Origin of the sequence: Kribbella sp. NBC_00482, assembly GCF_036013725.1 — a bacterium.
Lineage (GTDB): Bacteria > Actinomycetota > Actinomycetes > Propionibacteriales > Kribbellaceae > Kribbella.
Genome location: NZ_CP107881.1, coordinates 6,128,221 through 6,145,912, shown reverse-complemented (window position 1 = coordinate 6,145,912; position 17,692 = coordinate 6,128,221). Strand labels below are relative to the sequence as shown.

Genomic DNA, 17,692 nt, shown 5'->3' with positions numbered 1-17,692 from the left:
AAGGTCGGCACTCATAGGACGTAGGACGTAGTACGTCCTATAACCTACCTCCTCTGAAGCTCCGCCACACCCCCTGCCGCTGGAGGCACCGTGAACCAAACAGGGTTCGACCGCCGCTCGTTCCTGAAGTACTCCGGTGCGCTCGGCGCAGCCGCGACGATCACTGGTGGATTGTCGGCCTGCAGCAGTGGCCCGGCCTCGACCGGAGCGGTCGGCGCCGGAGCGGACACCGGCCTGGTCACCGCGGTGATCGGCTACGGGAACAACCAGAGCTGGGATCCGACCATGAGTGCCTCCGCCTTCACGATGGCGGCGATGCAGCACATCTACGAGGGCTTGCTCGACACCGACCCGATCACCCGGCAGCCGTACGCCGCTCTGGGTACGGAGGTACCGGCCGACCTGAACGCCACGTCCTGGAAGTTCACCCTGCGGGACGGGGCGAAGTGGCACGACGGCCAGCCGGTCACGGCCGACGACGTGGTCTTCACCTTCCAGCGGATCCTCGACCCGAAGCTGAAGGTGCTCACCTACAACTTCTTCGCCAGCTGGCTGAAGGAGGTCAAGAAGGTCGACGACAAGTCCGTGGAGCTGGTCCTGAACTTCCCGTTCCCCGACGGGGCGCCCCGGCTGACCATCGCGAAGATCATGCCCAAGCACGTCTTCTCCCAGGCCGGAGCCTGGGACCTGGCCAAGAACGGCAAGGCGGTCGGGTCCGGTCCCTACAAACAGGTCTCGCACCAGCCGAAGTCGAACACCACCTTCGAGGCCTTCGCGGACTACAACGGCCCCCGCCCGGCGGCGTTCAAGAAGATGAACTGGCTGAGCATCGTCGACTCCTCCGCCCGGGTCGCGAAGATCTCCGGCGGCAGCGCCGAGGCACAGCTGTCCGACAACATCCCGTACGCCAACATCGAGCAACTGAAGAGCTCGGGCCTCACGGTCGAGGGCGGCAAGGGGATGAACCACCTGTTCCTGATGTTCAACACCGCGACCAAGCCGTTCGACGACGTCCGGGTCCGGCAGGCGCTGTTCACCGCGATCGACACCCAGAAGATGATCGAGGTCGCGCTCAAGGGTCGCGGCAAGGCGAGTACGTCGTTCCTGAACGAGGAGAACCCGGCCTACGCCAAGGCGAAAACCGTCTACGGCTACGACCCGGCGAAGGCCAAGGCATTGCTCGCCGAGGCCGGCGTGACGAACCTGTCGATCAACCTGCTCGCGGTGAACGTGAGCTGGATCGTCGACTGCCTGCCGACCATCGCCGCGTCCTGGAACGCGATCGGTGTGAAGACCACGCTCGAGCCGCAGGACACCGCCGCGGTGTTCACCAAGATGGACCAGCACGCCGACTACCAGGTGGTCGCGGCGGCGTCGAACCCGAACCAGTTCGGCGCCGACGCGGACCTGATCCTGCGCTACAACTACACCCAGGGCGGATCCTGGATGAAGTACACGCGCTGGGAGACCAGTGCCGGCGCCAAGGTGATCTTCGCCAAGATGGACGAGGCGGTCCGGGCCACCGACGCGGACACCAGGACCAAGCTGACCCACGAGTACCTCGACCTGGTCGCCGAGCAGGCGGTGCTGTACCCCGTCGTCCATACCGAGTTGATGACGGCCTGGGACTCCAAGAAGCTGAGCGGGATCAAGGCGCAGCCCTATCCGGGGATCAACCTGCTGCAGGCGAAGCGGGCCTGAGGTAGCTGACTGTGGCCGTCATCGTCAGAATGCTGGTTCGCCGGCTGCTGCTGCTGGTTCCGTTGCTGCTCGGCATCATCGCGTTCGTCTTCCTGGTGATGCGGTTCTCCAACAACGATCCGGCGGTCGCGTTCTTCCAGGGCGCCAACCCGACCGAGGAGCAGTTGCACAGTTTCCGGCAGGAGAACGGTCTGCTGGACCCGCTGCCGGTGCGCTATGTGCACTTCGTCGGTGACCTGCTGCACGGCGACCTGGGCACCAGCGTGCTGACGAAGGCGCCGGTGCTCCAGTCGGTCACCACCGCGATGCCCCTGACGTTCCAGCTCACCCTGTTGGGACTGCTGATCGCACTGGTACTGGCCTTGCTGCTCGGTGTCGTCGCCGCGATCTTCCGGGACCGCTGGCCGGACCAGGCGATCCGGCTGGTGTCGCTGATCGGCGTGGCCGCGCCCTCGTTCTGGCTCGCGCTGCTGATGATCCAGTACCTCGCCGTCGACCGCGGCTGGTTTCCGCCGAGCGGTTATGTGAATCCGGCCGACGGGATCGCGCCCTGGCTGCGGACGATGGCGCTGCCGGCGCTGGCGCTGTCCTTGCCGGTCGCCGCGCAACTGACCCGGATCATTCGTACGTCGGTCGTCGAGGAACTCGACAAGGACTATGTCCGGACCGCCATCGGCAGCGGCCTGCCGCCGGTGGTGGTGGTCGGACGCAATGTTCTGCGGAACGCGCTCATCAACCCGCTGACCGTGCTCGGTCTGCGGATCGGGTACCTGCTCGGCGGAGCTGTCGTGATCGAGCAGATCTTCACGCTACCGGGGATGGGCACGCTGATGATCAACGCCGTCCGCGACGGTGATCCTGCCGTGGTGCAAGGCGTCGTACTGACCATCGCGGTCGGCTTCGTGGTGGTCAACCTCGTCGTCGACGTGCTGTACCTGCTGGTCAACCCGCGACTGAGGAGCGCTGCGTGATGCGCGCACGACTGGCCCGGCAACTCTCCCGTCCGGGGATCAACTTCAAGCGGCTGCCGCCGGCGGCCTGGCTCGCCGTCGCGGTCCTCGCGGTGGTGATCCTGGCCGCGGTGCTCGCTCCGCTGCTGACGCCGTACGACATCTTGACGCAGGAGGACGCCGGCGGCGGCCCGTCGGGGGCGCACTGGTTCGGGCTCGACAGCGCGAACCGTGACATCTTCACCCGGCTCGTGTACGGCGCCCGCTGGTCGCTGATGATCGGTCTCGGCGCGACCGCGCTCGCACTGACCGCGGGCGCGATCGTCGGAGCTGTCGCGGCCACCTCCCGCAAGGCGGTCGACGAGACCGTGATGCGGCTCCTCGACGTCGTGATGGCGTTCCCCGGGATCGCGCTGGCCGCCGTCCTGGTGGCGGTGTTCGGTGGATCCGTCCCGGTCCTCGTGATCGCGATCGCCTTCCTCTACACGCCGCCCGTCGCCAGGGTGGTCCGCGCCAACGTGCTCGCGCAGTACGGCGAGGACTACGTGGTCGCGGAGAAGATCATCGGCGCCCGGACCCCGCACATCCTGCTCCGGCACGTGGCGATCAACTGTGCGGCTCCGGTGCTGGTGTTCTGCACGGTGATGGTTGCCGACGCCATCGTCTTCGAGGCGTCGCTGTCCTTCATCGGGGCCGGGGTACGGCCGCCGGAGCCGTCCTGGGGCTCGGTGATTGCCGACGGCAAGAACATGGTGCTGCTGGGTGGCTGGTGGGCGACGGTGTTCCCGGGACTGCTGATCCTGATCACCGTGCTGTCCCTGAACATCCTGTCCGAGGCCGTCTCCGACGCGTGGGCGGCGCCGGGCGGGCGACGGGACGCGAGCAAGAAGCAGGTCAAGGACGCGCTGGAGAGCGCGCAGCCGGGCTCCGGTGAACTCGTCGAGCTTCCCGGTCTGGACCTGGCGGCGACGAGGCTGCGGGAACGAGCGCGGCCCTTACCGGACGGTGAACCCACGCTGTCCGTGCAACAGCTGGCGATCGGCTTCGAAGGCCGGCACGACGGGGTGGACGTCGTCGACGGGATCAGCTTCGACGTACGGCCCGGCGAGGTGCTCGGTCTGGTCGGCGAGTCCGGCTGCGGCAAGTCGCTGACCGCGCTCGCCGTGATGGGGCTGGAGCCGCGGGGCGCCCGGATCCGTGGCCGGATCCGGTTCGACGGCAAGGACCTGCTGAGTCTGCGGCGCTCGGAGCGGCGCAGACTTCTCGGTCACGACATGGCGATGATCTATCAGGACGCGCTGTCCTCGCTGAACCCGGCGATGACGATCAAAGCGCAGTTGAAACAGGTGGTTCGCCGCGGCGGACGGCGTACTCCGGCAGAACTGCTGGAACTGGTCGGACTGGATCCCGAGCGCACCCTGACCAGCTACCCGCACGAGCTGTCCGGTGGTCAGCGCCAGCGGGTACTGATCGCGATGGCGTTGTCCCGGGAACCGAAGCTGATCGTCGCCGACGAGCCGACCACGGCACTCGACGTCACCGTGCAGGCGCAGGTGATCCAGCTGCTGCTGCGGCTGCGGGCCGAACTCGGCTTCGCGCTGATCCTGGTGTCGCACGACCTGGCGCTGGTCGCCGACGTCACCGATCGGGTGGTGGTGATGTACGGCGGCCAGATCGTCGAGACCGGTGTCACGGCCGACCTGGTCGGCGAGCCCGCGCACCATTACGCCCGTGGCCTGCTCGGATCGGTCCTGTCACTGGAGTCCGGCGCGGCCCGGCTGACCCAGATTCGTGGCGTGGTGCCCTCGCCGGCCGACTTCCCTGCCGGTTGCCGATTCGCCGACCGGTGCCCGATGGTCACCGATGTGTGCCGCGACACCGCCCCTGAACTGACCGGCCGGCCTTCGCAGCACCTGGTCGCTTGCCATCATCCGGCTGTTGTCCTCGAGCCGCTGGAGAAGGAGGCGCTGCGATGACGGAGACGGTGCTCGAACTGTCGGACGTGCACGTCGTACACCGAGCCAGGTCCGGTGGTCTGTTCAGCAGAGATCGGGTCTATGCGCTGACCGGGGCCGACCTGACCGTCGCCGCCGGTGAGACCGTCGGCGTGGTCGGCGAGTCCGGCTGCGGGAAGTCCACGTTGGCCAAGGTCATGGTCGGCGTCCAGCAACCGACCGAGGGCACGGCCTCGTTCCGGGGCCGGGACATCTGGTCGATGAAACCGGCCGAACGCCGAGAGGCCATCGGCGCCGGAACCGGGATGATCTTCCAGGACCCGTCGACGGCACTGAACCGCCGGCTGCCCGTTCATCGGGTACTGCGTGATCCGCTCGACGTGCACCGTCACGGCACCGTTGCCCAGCGCAACGAACGGGTGCGGGAGCTGATGGCGTTGGTGGGGCTGCCCCGGAGCGTCTCCGACGCCCTGCCCGGCCAGTTGTCCGGCGGCCAGCGGCAACGCGTCGCGATCGCCCGGGCCCTGGCACTCGAGCCGTCGCTCCTGGTCGCCGACGAGCCGACCAGCGCTCTCGACGTCTCCGTCCGGGCCCAGATCCTCAACCTGCTGCTGGACCTGAAGGAACGCCTCGGCCTGGCCATGGTGTTCGTCTCGCACGACATCCAGACCGTCCGCCGGATGAGTGACCGGGTGGTCACCATGTACCTCGGCCGGATCGTCGAGCAGGCGCCGGCGGCCGGCATCGCCCGGCAGGCGCGGCATCCGTACACCCGTGCGCTGTTCTCGGCGACCCCCGGCCTGATCTCGCCGATCGACCCGATCCCGCTGGTCGGGCCGGTGCCGTCGGCCACTCGGCCGCCGAGCGGCTGCCCGTTCCGGACCCGCTGCTGGAAGGCCGACGACACCTGCTCCGGTTCGATGCCCGAGTTCGAGTCCGATGCCGCGGACCCGGCGCACCTGTTCCGCTGCTATCACCACGTGGTCGCGCGCGAGTCCACCGATGACCTGATCACCCAAGCCTTGGAGCGTTCATGACCTTGCCCGCCCGCCTGACCGGCGTCATCCCACCTGTCTGTACGCCGTTCACGCCGGATCACCAGGTGGACACCGCCTCCCTGGTCCGCCTGGTCGACCACCTGATCGACGGCGGCGTGAGCGGCCTGTTCGTCCTCGGCTCCACCTCTGAGGTGGCGTACCTGCCGGACGGACACCGCCGGGTGGTGCTGGACACGGTGGTGGGCCACGTGGCCGGCCGGCTGCCGGTGCTGGCAGGTGTCATCGACATGGCGACCTTGCGGGTGATCGACCACGTCCGGACGGCGGTCGCGGCCGGTGTGGACGGCATCGTCGTCACCGCGCCCTTCTACACCCGCACCCATCCGGCGGAGATCGACAACCACTTCCGGATGGTCGCGGCCGCCGCGGGGCTCCCCGTGTTCGCCTACGACCTACCGGTAGCGGTGCACTCCAAGCTCGCCGCCGATTTGGTGCTGCAACTCGCGGCCGACGGAGTACTGGCGGGTCTGAAGGACTCCAGCGGCGACGACGGCGGTCTGCGCAACGTCGTCCTGAGGTCGCGCGACCGGGGTGACGTCACCGACTTCAGCGTGCTCACGGGCTCCGAGCTGACCGTTGACAACGCGCTGTGGATGGGAGCCGACGGAGTGGTCCCGGGGCTCGGCAACGTGGATCCCCACGGCTACGTCAAGCTCTTCGGCCACGCGGCCGCCGGCGAATGGGAGGACGCGCGCGCCGAGCAGGAACGGCTGGTGCGGCTGTTCGAACTGATCGGGGTCGGCGACCCGGCCCGGATGGGCACCAGCTCCTCCGCCCTCGGGGCCTTCAAGGCTGCGCTGCAACTGCGTGGCGTGATCAAGTACGGCGTGATGGCGCCACCCCAGATCCCCTTGGACGCCGACGAGATCGCCCGAGTCGGGAAGTACCTAGTAGCAGCCGGCCTCCTCTGACCAGCCCGCGGAGCGAGGAGGGCCTCGTCGGCGCCCCGAAGGACAACCGGCTGCCGGCGACTGCCCGGTCGTGGGGTCATCGGCTTCCTTACCTGTCGCCCCGCTGATTCCGGGTCCGGTCAGCCTGAGGTGAAGTGCTGGTCGACGAAGCTACGCACCAGACCGGCGTACTTGACCGGCTCCTCGAAGTGCGGGAAGTGGCCGGAGCGCTCGAAGGTGGCGACCCGGCCGGCGGGAACCGTGTCGCGGTAGGTCTGCACGGAGATCGGGTCCGTGGCGAGATCGTCGACGCTCTCGATCAACAGGCTTGGCTGCGGCATCAGCGCCAACCGGCCGAGCTTCGAGGCGTACAGCTCGGGCAGGGTCACCATATGGCTGTTGCCGCGGGCCCACATCTCGTCCGTGAAACCGGCCGTTTCGCCGAGACCAAAGAACTCGGAGCGGCGCGAAGGATCGTGAAAGGACAGATCCTGGAAGCGGTCGCCGAGACCGAAAGCGAGCTCGTACGTCTTGTCCTCCGCCGTCAGCCGACGGTCCACGGCGGCCAGCTCACGGCACCGCGCGGCGCGGTCATGGTCGCCGAGCTCGTCGTACAAGCGAGCGAAGATCGGCAACCGGTGGCGATCGTTGGCGTCGAAGTCCCAGCACGGGCAGTCGAAGATCACCGCGCTGACCGCCGACGGATGCCGGATCGCGTACTCGACCGCGTAGTTGCCCCCGGCCGAGTGACCGAGGATCGCCCACCGCTCGATCCCGAGCTCCGCGCGCAGTTCCTCGAAGTCGGCCAGCAGCACGTCCAGATCGACGCGCTCACCCGGCGGTAGCGGAGACCGGAGGACCCCACGCTGGTCGGGCGCGATCAGCCGGAGGCCCCGGGCGAGCAGGTCCGCCTGGCATTGCTGAAAGTGGTAGCCGCCGCCGTGACCGTGGATGAACAACAGCGGTGGTGCGTCCGCCGCGCCGTACTCAGCGACGAACAGCTTCATTGCACCAGGCGCTTCGCGAGGGCTGTGGCGGCGGCGTCGTCCCGGACCTCGCGGATGCCGACGATCGGCGTGACCGTTACGAAGCCTTCGGCGAGCAGCGCCTCGTCGGTGCCCGGAACCGTGGCGGCCTGCGGGGTGCGCTCCACGACGATCATCGGCTCGCCCGACGAAGCTGTCGCGGCGACGAGACGGGTACGCCGGTTCACGGCCAGCGACGCGTGCCGTACACCGGCCAGCTGATCCAGCGGACGATCCGGCACGTTGATCGTCACCACCGTCCCGGCGGGCTCGCCGGCGATCCACCCGAGCGCGTCGCCCGCGATCGTCGCCGCGGTCGGCCAGTGCGCGGGGTCCTCGGCGTCGATGCTGACAGCAACCGCCGACGTACCTGACTCGGCCGCCGTCAGGGCCGCCGCGACCGTACCCGAGTGGAAGATCGAAACGCCGATGTTCAGCCCGCGGTTGATCCCCGACAGCACCAGGTCCGGCGGCGGGCCGAACGAGCCGGCCTGCGCCATCGTCACCGCCATTGCAGGCGTGCCTTCGATCCCGACGAACGTCACGCCGTTCTCCACGTCGGTCGCGGTCCGGATCGGCCGGTTGACCATCCCGGCGCGCGCGGATCCGACACCGCTCTCGTCGAGCATCGGAGCGACCACTAGTACGTCGTACCCGAGCTCGGCGATCGCCGGCGCGAGCGCCCGGATCCCCGGCGCGCGATACCCGTCGTCGTTGGTGATCAGGACACGGAGCGATACAGGCGGCTCAGACGGCATGCGTCTACCCAATCAGCCGCGGTCCTCGATGTCACCCTCCGTCTCAAGGACCGCGTTCCGCAGCGTCTCCAGCGCCTCGGCCGACGGCTCCTCCCACAGCCCGCGTTGCGCCGCCTCCAGCAGCCGTTCCGCGATCCCGTGCCGGGCCCACGGGTTCGACTTGCGGAAGAACTCGGCCATCTCCGGGTCGGCGACGTACTCCTTGGTCAGCGACTCGTACATCCAGTCGTCGACGACGCCCGCGGTCGCGTCGTACCCGAACAGGTAGTCCACGGTCGCGGCCATCTCGAACGCGCCCTTGTACCCGTGCCGCCGCATCGCCGCCATCCACCGCGGGTTCACCACGCGGGCCCGGAAGACCCGCTTGGCCTCCTCCTCCAGCGTCCGCGTCTTCACTTGCGCGGGGACGGCGGAGTCGCCGACGTACGCCTTCGGGTTGGCGCCGGTGAGATGACGCACCATCGCGATCATGCCGCCGTGGTATTGGAAGTAGTCGTCGGAGTCCATGATGTCGTGCTCGCGGGTGTCCGCGTTCTTCGCCGCGACCTGGATCCGGGCGTACGCGCGTTCCATCGAGCCGCGGGCCTCGGCGCCGTCGAGGTCCTTGCCATAGGCATATCCACCCCAGACGGCGTAGACCTCCGCCAGCTCGGCGTCCGTCCGCCAGTTCCGTGCGTCGACGAGCGGCAGCAGGCCAGCTCCATAGGAACCAGGTTTCGATCCGAACACCCGCGCAGTGGCCGAGCGCAGATCATTGCCTTCAGCAACATCAGCGTCTACGTGTGCGCGCAGGTAGTTGTCGTCGGCTGACTCGTCCAGGGCGGCAACGGTACGCACGGCTTCGTCGAGCAACGCGACGACGTGCGGGAACGCGTCCCGGAAGAAGCCGGAGATCCGGATCGTCACGTCGATCCGCGGCCGGCCGAGCTCCTCGAGGCCGATCACTTCGAAGCTGGTGACGCGTCGCGAGGCCTCGTCCCAGACGGGCCGGCAGCCGAGCAGCCAGAGCACCTCGGCGAGGTCGTCGCCCTGGGTGCGCATGGCCGACGTACCCCAGATGGTGAGGCCGACGGACCGCGGCCACTCCCCGGTCTCGGTCTGGTGCCGCGCCAGCAGCGAGTCGGCGAGCGCGACGCCGACGTCCCAGGCGTTCCGGCTCGGGATCGCCTTCGGGTCGACCGCGTAGAAGTTGCGGCCGGTCGGTAGTACGTTCACCAGCCCACGCGTCGGCGACCCGGACGGCCCAGCCTCGACGAACCGCCCGTCCAACGCCCGCAGTACGTTTGCCAACTCGTCGCCCGTGCGTGCGAGCCGCGGCACAACCTCGGTAGCAGCAAACATCAAAGAAGCCTCGACCTGCTGGGAGGTGCGGCCGAGGACCTCATCTACTACCACCGGGACCTTCGCCGCGTCCCAGCTCAGCGTCTCCATCCCCACCACGAGCTTCCGAGTAACGGCCTCGAGCAGGTCTACGCCGTCAGCGCCGCTCACCGCCGGCAGGTCAGCCAGCGTCGCGAGGTCAGCAAGCTCAGGCACGACGCGCCCCGGATCAGCCAGCAACTCCGCTTCGTCGACCCCGAAGGTCTCGCCCAGCGCTGCCCGCAACCCTTGGATCGAGTACGAACCACCCCACAGTTGCCGAGCGCGCAGTACGGCGAGCACCAGGTTGATCCGCGCCTCACCGGCCGGCGCCCCGCCCAGCACATGCAGCCCGTCGCGGATCTGCACGTCCTTGATCTCGCACAGGTACCCGTCGAGGTGCAGCACGAACTCGTCGAAGTCGGCGTCCTCCGGCCTCTCCGACGTGTGCAGATCGTGGTGCAACTGCGCCGCCTGGATCAGCGTCCAGATCTGCGCGCGCAAAGTCGGCACCTTCTCCGGGTCGAGCGCCGACACGGTCGCGTACTCGTCGAGCAGGTACTCCAGCTTCGCCATGTCGCCGTACGTCTCGGCCCGCGCCATCGGCGGCACCAGGTGGTCGACGACCGTCGCGTGTGCCCGCCGCTTCGCCTGCGTCCCCTCGCCGGGGTCGTTGACGATGAACGGGTACACCATCGGCAGGTTCCCGAGGACCGCGTCGGGCGCGCAGCCGGCCGCCATGCCGATCCCCTTGCCCGGCAGCCACTCCAGCGTGCCGTGCTTCCCGAGATGGACGACGGCCTGCGCGCCGAACCCGCCCTCGTCGGGCGACGCCTCCAGCCAGCGGTACGCCGCCAGGTAGTGATGCGACGGCGCCATGTCCGGGTCGTGGTAGATCGCGACCGGGTTCTCGCCGAAGCCACGCGGCGGCTGGATCATCAGCACGACGTTCCCGAACCGCAGCGCGGCGAGAGCGATCGCCGGCTCGTCACCGGACGTGTCGACGTACAGCTCCCCCGGCGCCTCGCCCCACGCTCCGGTCATTGCCTCCTGCAACGATTTCGGGACCCGGCCGAACCACTGCGCATAAACGCTCAGCGGGATCTTCGCGACCGCGGAGGCCAACTGTTCGTCCGTCAGCCAGTCGACGTCGTGCCCACCCGCCGCGATCAGCCGGTGAATCAGCCCGTCGGCTCCGTCCGCGCCCTGCAGCTCGCTCAGATCAAGATCGCCCAGGTCGTACCCGGCGTCCTTCAGTTGCCCGAGCAGGACGACCGCCGATGCAGGGGTGTCCAGCCCGACCGCGTTCCCGATCCGTGCGTGCTTGGTCGGGTACGACGACAGCACCAGCGCGATCCGCTTCTCGGCCGGCGGAACGTGCCGCAGCCGGGCATGCGCGACTGCGATCCCGGCCAGCCGCGCGCACCGCTCCGCGTCCGGCGCATAACGCGCCAGACCGTCGGCGTCGTACGACTTGAACGAGAACGGGACCGTGATCAGCCGCCCGTCGAACTCTGGGATCGCGACCTGCGTCGCCGCGTCCAGCGGGCTGACGGCCGCGTCGCTCTCCATCCATTGCTCGCGGGTCGAGGTCAGCGCGAGCCCCTGGATCAACGGGATGTCGAGCGACGCCAGCGCGCCCGCGTCCCACGCGTCATCCGCGCCGCCCGCGCTCGCGTTCGCCGCCACCGCACCGCCGGCGGCGAGGAGCGTGGTGACCAGTACGTCGCACTTCCGCAACAGATCGAAGAGCCCGACGTTCTCGGCCGGGTCGAGCCCGCGAAGGGTCCCGCAGTACACCGGAAGTGGTTGCGCGCCGGCATCGGTGACCGCCTCCGCGAGTGCGTCGACGAAGGCGGTGTTGCCGGCGATCTCGTGCGCGCGGTAGTACACGATCCCGACCACGGGCCGATCGTCCTCGACGAAGGACCCACGGACGCCGTACGCCGGGAGCGCGCGCGGCGGCTCGAACTCGTCACCGGTCAGCAGCAGCGTGTCCCGCAGGAAGCCGGCCAGGTTGCGGAGGTTGCCCGCGCCGCCTTCACGCAGGTAGGCGAGCGCCTCGGTCACCGCACCGGCCGGCACGGTCGACAGCGACATCAGCTCGGCGTCCGGCGCGGCCTCGCCGCTCACGACCACCGCGGGCTTCCCCGAGGCGAGGACCGCGTCGAGCCCGTCCTCCCAGGCCCGGCGCCCACCGAGCAGCCGGACGACGACGACCTCGGCGTCGTCGAGCATCGGTCCGAGACCGGCGAGATCGAGCCGGGCCGGGTTCGCAACGTTCCACCCGGCATCGGCCGCGGCGGCCGCCAGCAGGTCGGTGTCGGCAGTGGACAGCAACAGCAGCTTCGCAGGCATGCGCACGCGTTCCTTCCCGGGGTATCCACGCCCCGACTCCAGGTACGACGGCGGCAGTTCCTGACTCCCCTTCACGGGTCACAGTGGCGGGACCGCCCCGGACTCACACCGGGTTCCTGCTGATGCCGTCGATGACGTAGGTGACTCTAGCGGTGCATGGCGTAGTGAGCTGCCAGGAGGTCGGTGGCCCAGTCGTTGCGGAGGTCTCGCCAGACCGAGTGGATGTGGTTGGCGTTGTCCTGGGTGTTGTCGTACTCGGCGAGGAAGGTGGGGCCGGCGATCGAGTAGTAGTGGCGGTTGCCGACCCCAGGCTGGGTCTCTCCGGCCCAGGCGAACGTCAGGTGCTCGATGCCCTGTTCGGTGATGTCCTGCCACGTCTGCAACCCGATCGGCCCGGCGGCGCGGCCGACGTACTGGCCGATGAGGAGGCTCAGGAGTTGGCGCTGGTCCTCGGTCATGTCGCCGTACGGCAGGCCGCGGTGCAGCAGCGACGCGTCGGCGACCGGGTCGTGGCGGGTCAGGATGTCGTCAGGAGCGTCCGGTGACACCAGTGCGACCCCCAGCTGGGCCGGCTCGAGGGCGTGCAGGAGCTGGAAGCCGAGATCCTGCTCGGCGACCAGGAACCGCCGCCCGGCGTGCGGCCCGGACAGGACCTCCGCCGGATTCGACCCGAAGAACTGCGGGGTGAACGAGATCGCCCCGTCGACCAGCGTCACGTGCAACGCCAGATGGTGACCGTTGAGCCGCCAGGCCCACGGCCCGGTCCCGGCGGGGTCACCGAGCACACGGAGGTAGTAGCGGTCGCCGACCGTCGAACCCGTCCATCCCCCGAGCTCCGCGACCTCCATCGGATCGCCGAGGCCGCGGACGATGATCTCGGCCGCCATCACGGCCCGGAAATCGGCCAGACCGCGCTTGCTGTAGACGAGTTCGAGCAGGCGGACGACGAGAACCTCCTGCGCCGCCGACAGCTCGGTCAGCGCCAGGCCCGGCACAGCACCGGGCAGATAGGTCCACGCCTGGTGATCGGGGGTGTCGAACGGCGCCGAGATCTTCTTCAGCTGCTCCGGCGTCAGCGCGGCCAGCAGGTCCTGAGTTGCCGCGCGGATCTGGTCCACCACCATGCGATCACTCCCGTCGAGTAGCCCTCTCCCAGGACCCTACCCGCCACTCCCGACGCCCGCTCGGCCTCTCACGTCGCGGTCACGCAGCTAAAGCCAGGCGGAGCGCTCGCGTTCTGTTGGTTCGTACGGGGTCCACTGCTCGAACGGGCGGTCCAGCTTGTAGCGGAAGTCCGGTTGGCGGAGCAGGACGCGGGTTTCTGCGTTGGCCGGGTTGCGCAGGGACTCGAAGAACCGGACCGACCAGTGGAACCAGCGCATGCAGAACAGCCGCATCGTGAGCCCGTGCGACACCAGCAGCACGTTGCGCGCCGCATCCGGTTTCTCGAAGTCGCGATGCATCGTCTCGAGGAACGTCGACACCCGGTCGTACACGTCCGAACCGGACTCACCGTGCGTGAACCGGTAGAAGAAATGCCCGAACGAGTCGCGCAGCTCCTCCTGCCGTTCGATGTCCGCGGTGTCCTGGAGGTTGGCCCAGTCCTGCTCCCGCAGCCGCGGCTCCTCCCGCGGTACGCCGATCAGGTCGTCCAGCCCGAGTGAGTCCAGCGTCTGCCGGGCCCGCAGGTACGGCGACACGTACACATGGACCGGCTCGTTCTCGAACAGCTCCCGCAGCTCCCGCCCCGCCTTGGCCGCCTGCTCGTGTCCGAGCGCGGTCAGCGGAACCGTGTGGTCGGGGATGCGCTCGTAGATCGTCTTGTCCAGGTTCGCCTCGGACTCGCCGTGCCGGATCAACGCGATCCGCATCGGCCGCTGACTCAACCCCATCGCTTCCCCTTCGCTAGCACCGCAACGACCGCAGCAACGCCGGCCGCCGCCATCCCGACCCGCCGCGCGAGGGCCGCCGTACGCCGGACATCGGCGACCGTCGGCGCCGGACCGTCTCCCAGCGTGCCGCGATCCTCCGCGTAGGTCCCGTAGCTGTTCGTACCGCCGAGGGTCAGCCCGAGCGCCCCAGCGAACGCGGCCTCGACCGGCCCGGCGTTCGGACTCGGATGCTTCGGCGCATCCCGCCGCCAGACCCGCGTCGTCTCCTGCACCCGACCCGCCGCGAGGCCGGTCAGCAACGCGCACACGCGCGCCGGTAGCAGATTGAGTACGTCGTCCAACCGCGCCGCCGCCCAACCGAAGTTCAGGTACTTCGGCGACTTGTAGCCGACCATCGCGTCCAGCGTGTTCGCCGCGCGGTACGCGAGGAGACCGGGGACGCCGAGGACCCCGCCCCAGAGCAGCGGCGCCACACACGCGTCCGACGTGTTCTCCGCGAGCGACTCGACAGTCGCGCGGGCCAGTTCGTCAGCCTCGAGGTCGGTCGCGTCGCGAGCGCACAGATGGCTGAGCCGGTCACGTGCCGCCGGAATGTCCTTCTCCTCCAGCAACGCAGCCATCGTGTCGGCCTCGCGCTCGAGGCTGCGCGCGCCGAGAACGGTCCAGGTCGCGGCCGCGGTGACTGCGGTGTGCAGGATCGGATGCCGGCGGGTGAGCCGCTCCGCCGCGAGGCCCAGGACAGTTGTGCTTCCGACGAGAACGGCTGTGTAGACAGCGCCGTTGAGCCGCGAATCGGCGTACAGGCGCTTCTCGAGGCCGGCGGCGGTCTGACCGAAGCCAGCGACCGGATGGAAGCGACGCGGATCGCCGACGAGCCGGTCGGCCGCGAAGCCGAGAAGGAGACCGATTGCCCGTGACACCCTCGGCAGTCTGCCAGGTCCTGGGCTGTGATTGGGTGAGCGGCATGGGAATCGCGGAGCTGCTGCGGCAGGTCGACGGGGCCGGTGAGTTCGGGGTCTGGCTGGGGAAGATGGACGGCACGCCGGTGTTCGTGCACGAGGCGGAGCGGGCGCACTACTCCGCGAGCACGATGAAGCTGCCGGTGGCGATGGCGATGATGCGCCAGGTCGAGGCGGGTGAGCTGGCGATCTTCCAGCCGGTGGCCGTGCACAACGACTTCGAGTCCGCGGCCGGCGGCCGGTTCGGGGTGAACCCGGAGGAGGACGAGGCGCCGAAGACCTGGAAACAGCTGGGCAAGAAGGTGCCGCTCACCTGGCTGGCGACGGAGATGCTCGCCCGATCCAGCAACCTGGCGACCGACCTGGTTCTCGAGCAGGTCGGGATCGCGGCGGCTCACGCTGCCCTCGTCGAGGCGACGCTGCCCAGCTCACCTGCTCCCGAGTCCAAGGTCCAGCGCGGCATCGACGACGTCCCCGCGGCCCGCGCCGGGATCAGCAACCTGATGAGCCCGGCCGGCCTGGCTGGAGTTCTCGTTGCGGTAGGCAACCAGCAAGGCGAGTCCGGCGAGTACCTGCGCGAGCTGCTGGCCGGCAATCAGTGGAACGGCGAGATCCCCGCTCTGCTGCCGAAACGGACCCGCGTCGAGCACAAGAACGGCTGGGACACCCGGATCCGCCACGACGGCGGCATCGTTCGCCCGAAGGACGCCGACCCGTTCGTGCTCGTCGTGTGTACGACGTCCGACCTGCCGGACGCCGAGGCGCAGCACCTCATCGCGTCGGTCGCGCTCGAGGCCTGGAACCACCGGCACAATCTGGAGGCAGTGCGGTGAAGCTCACCACCCACCTGGTCTCGGCACCGCTGCACACCCCCTTCGTCACGGCGCTGCGTACGGCGACCCACGTCGAGTCGCTCCTGCTCGAGGTGAGCGACGGCGAGCACAGCGGCTGGGGCGAGGCGCCGCAGGTCTGGAAGGTGACCGGTGACTCCCTCGCCGGCTCGCAGGCCTGTATCGAAGGCCCGATCACCACTGCACTCAACGGCCTCGGCCCCGACGATCTCACCGAGGCGCTGCGTCGCGTGCAGGGCGCGGCGGTCGGCAACTTCGGGGCCAAGGATGCCGTCGACGTGGCGCTGCACGACCTTGCGGCGCGGCGGCGCGGTCAGACGCTGCACGGGTTCCTCGGGTCGACGACCGACGTGGTCCGGACGGACGTGACGCTGTCGGTCGGCGACGCCGACGCGCTGGCCGACGCCGGGAAGGCCCGGGTCGCAGACGGGTTCGACGTACTCAAGATCAAGGTCGGCACCGACGCGGCCGGCGACATCGAACGCGTCCGCCGGGTCCGCGACGCGATCGGGCCCGAACCGCGACTGCGCCTGGACGCCAACCAGGGCTGGACGCGGCGCGACGCGGTCACGGTGATCCGCGCACTCGAGGACGCCGGCTGCGCGATCGAGCTCGTCGAGCAGCCGGTCGCCGCGGCCGACCTCGAGGGCATGGCCTGGGTGACCGACCGCGTCGGTACGCCGATCCTCGCCGACGAGTCCGTGTACGGCGTCCGCGACCTGGTCGCGGTGATCCGGCACGGCGCGGCCGACCTTGTGAACGTGAAGCTCGCGAAGTGCGGCGGGCTGGCGCCCGCGCGGACGCTCCTCGAACTGGCCCGCGAGCACGGCCTCGGCGCGATCGTCGGCTGCATGATGGAGAGCCACGTCGGCGTCGGCGCGGCGGCCGCGCTGGTCTCGGCGTACCCGACGACGACGGTCAACGACCTCGACGCCGCCTGGTGGCTCCGCGAGGCGCCAGTGACCGGCGGGATCCGGTACGACGGCTCGCTGATCCACCTGCCTTCTGCTCCGGGACTGGGCGTGACAGGCTTGACGCTATGAAGTTAGCTGCCGCCAAGGTCCCGATCAGTACGGTCTGGACTTCACCGGACGCGCCGCGCGACATCGACGCGCCGGCCACCGCCGCACAACCCGACGTGGCCGCATGGGCCAAGTCGATGGACACCGAGACCCGGCTCGGCCTGCACGGCCGGACCCTGACCCAGCTGCTGTTCGCCGAGCCCGTCCTGGTGCGCTCGGAACGGGACGGCTGGTCCGAGGTCCTCGCGCCGTGGCAGCCGTCGTCCCAGGACGAACTCGGGTACCCGGGCTGGGTCCCGTCGAGCCACCTGGGCGAGCTGCCGCAGAGCGCGGCCGACCCGGTCGCAATCGCCGTACCGACGGCAGCGTTGCTCGCCGAGCCTGGTGGCCGGCCGATTTCGGAGCTGTCGTTCGGGACTGTGCTGGCCTCCGACGAGCAAACTGACGGGTACACGCGGGTGGCGACACCCGACAGCGGGTCGGGCTGGCTTCCGGACGCCGTACTGCGGTCCGTGTCCGAGCCGTCCGATCCCGACGAACGGCTGCGCCTCGGCGAGCAGTTCCTCGGGCTGGAGTACCTGTGGGGCGGTACGTCGGCGTACGGGCTGGACTGCTCCGGGCTGGTTCACACCGTCAGCCGGGTGCTCGGGCTGCGGACGCCGCGGGACGCGCACGACCAGGCGGACACGCTGCCGAACATCCCGATCGACGACGCGCGGCCCGGCGACCTGTACTTCTTCGCACGAGCCGGGAAGCAGGTCCACCACGTCGGGTTCGTGTCCCCGGCGGGGATGCTGCACGCCTCCGAGACCGGCAAGCGGCTGGAGAACGAGGCACTCACCGACGACCGCCGGGCGACGCTGGTCACCGCCGCGCGCTTCTGAACACACAAATCGCCCCGGACCGCGACTGTG

At 69.4% G+C, this 17,692-nt stretch carries 14 protein-coding genes and 1 riboswitch; of the genes, 8 read left to right on the top strand and 6 right to left on the bottom strand.

Annotated elements, in window-relative coordinates:
- The first annotated feature begins 90 nt into the window (after window positions 1-90).
- The 5 genes from OHB24_RS29815 to OHB24_RS29795 are packed head-to-tail and all read left to right on the top strand — an operon-like array spanning window position 91 to window position 6,575.
- Window positions 91-1,701, top strand: a complete 1,611-nt coding sequence (locus tag OHB24_RS29815) for an ABC transporter substrate-binding protein (protein WP_327634180.1) — start codon at window positions 91-93, stop codon at window positions 1,699-1,701.
- Between the two features lie 11 nt (window positions 1,702-1,712).
- A complete protein-coding gene (locus tag OHB24_RS29810; RefSeq protein ID WP_327634179.1) occupies window positions 1,713-2,672 on the top strand; it encodes an ABC transporter permease in 960 nt (319 codons plus the stop codon).
- Window positions 2,672-4,627, top strand: a complete 1,956-nt coding sequence (locus OHB24_RS29805; protein WP_327641120.1) for a dipeptide/oligopeptide/nickel ABC transporter permease/ATP-binding protein — start codon at window positions 2,672-2,674, stop codon at window positions 4,625-4,627. The genes OHB24_RS29810 and OHB24_RS29805 overlap by 1 nt, the downstream gene beginning before the upstream one ends.
- Entirely contained in the window at window positions 4,624-5,643 is a 1,020-nt protein-coding gene (locus tag OHB24_RS29800; protein ID WP_327634178.1) for an ABC transporter ATP-binding protein, read from the top strand. Before OHB24_RS29805 ends, OHB24_RS29800 begins: the two co-directional genes overlap by 4 nt.
- Window positions 5,640-6,575, top strand: a complete 936-nt coding sequence (locus OHB24_RS29795; RefSeq protein WP_327634177.1) for a dihydrodipicolinate synthase family protein — start codon at window positions 5,640-5,642, stop codon at window positions 6,573-6,575. The genes OHB24_RS29800 and OHB24_RS29795 overlap by 4 nt, the downstream gene beginning before the upstream one ends.
- Before the next feature lie 119 nt (window positions 6,576-6,694).
- Here the strand turns inward: OHB24_RS29795 and OHB24_RS29790 are convergent, their stop codons facing one another.
- From OHB24_RS29790 to OHB24_RS29765, 6 genes are all read right to left on the bottom strand, one after another.
- A complete protein-coding gene (locus OHB24_RS29790) occupies window positions 6,695-7,561 on the bottom strand; it encodes an alpha/beta fold hydrolase (RefSeq protein WP_327634176.1) in 867 nt (288 codons plus the stop codon).
- Window positions 7,558-8,337 carry a 5'/3'-nucleotidase SurE gene (surE, locus tag OHB24_RS29785; protein ID WP_327634175.1) on the bottom strand — a complete coding sequence of 260 codons (780 nt, stop codon included), beginning with the start codon at window positions 8,335-8,337 and terminating at the stop codon, window positions 7,558-7,560. Before surE ends, OHB24_RS29790 begins: the two co-directional genes overlap by 4 nt.
- A gap of 12 nt (window positions 8,338-8,349) precedes the next feature.
- Window positions 8,350-12,054 (bottom strand): cobaltochelatase subunit CobN, encoded by a 3,705-nt coding sequence (gene cobN / locus OHB24_RS29780; protein ID WP_327634174.1) that lies wholly within the window; start codon window positions 12,052-12,054, stop codon window positions 8,350-8,352.
- A 32-nt stretch (window positions 12,055-12,086) separates the two neighbouring features.
- A riboswitch (cobalamin riboswitch) is annotated at window positions 12,087-12,199 on the bottom strand.
- Between the two features lies 1 nt (window position 12,200).
- On the bottom strand, window positions 12,201-13,178 hold the full coding sequence (locus tag OHB24_RS29775; RefSeq protein WP_327634173.1) for a DUF3500 domain-containing protein: 978 nt from the start codon (window positions 13,176-13,178) through the stop codon (window positions 12,201-12,203).
- 87 nt (window positions 13,179-13,265) lie between these two features.
- Window positions 13,266-13,946, bottom strand: coding sequence for a histidine phosphatase family protein (locus OHB24_RS29770; RefSeq protein ID WP_327634172.1), 681 nt, complete (start codon window positions 13,944-13,946; stop codon window positions 13,266-13,268).
- On the bottom strand, window positions 13,937-14,866 hold the full coding sequence (locus OHB24_RS29765) for a cobalamin biosynthesis protein (RefSeq protein WP_327634171.1): 930 nt from the start codon (window positions 14,864-14,866) through the stop codon (window positions 13,937-13,939). The genes OHB24_RS29770 and OHB24_RS29765 overlap by 10 nt, the downstream gene beginning before the upstream one ends.
- Window positions 14,867-14,910: 44 nt before the next feature.
- Here OHB24_RS29765 and OHB24_RS29760 point away from each other — a divergent pair, with 44 nt between their 5' ends.
- Genes OHB24_RS29760 through OHB24_RS29750 form a run of 3 tightly spaced genes read left to right on the top strand, consistent with a single transcriptional unit; the run spans window position 14,911 to window position 17,662 of the window.
- Complete coding sequence (locus OHB24_RS29760; RefSeq protein WP_327634170.1) at window positions 14,911-15,738, top strand: serine hydrolase; 828 nt, start codon at window positions 14,911-14,913, stop codon at window positions 15,736-15,738.
- Window positions 15,735-16,799 carry a mandelate racemase/muconate lactonizing enzyme family protein gene (locus tag OHB24_RS29755; RefSeq protein WP_327634169.1) on the top strand — a complete coding sequence of 355 codons (1,065 nt, stop codon included), beginning with the start codon at window positions 15,735-15,737 and terminating at the stop codon, window positions 16,797-16,799. Before OHB24_RS29760 ends, OHB24_RS29755 begins: the two co-directional genes overlap by 4 nt.
- Window positions 16,796-17,662 (top strand): C40 family peptidase, encoded by an 867-nt coding sequence (locus OHB24_RS29750; protein WP_327634168.1) that lies wholly within the window; start codon window positions 16,796-16,798, stop codon window positions 17,660-17,662. The genes OHB24_RS29755 and OHB24_RS29750 overlap by 4 nt, the downstream gene beginning before the upstream one ends.
- Window positions 17,663-17,692 lie beyond the last annotated feature (30 nt).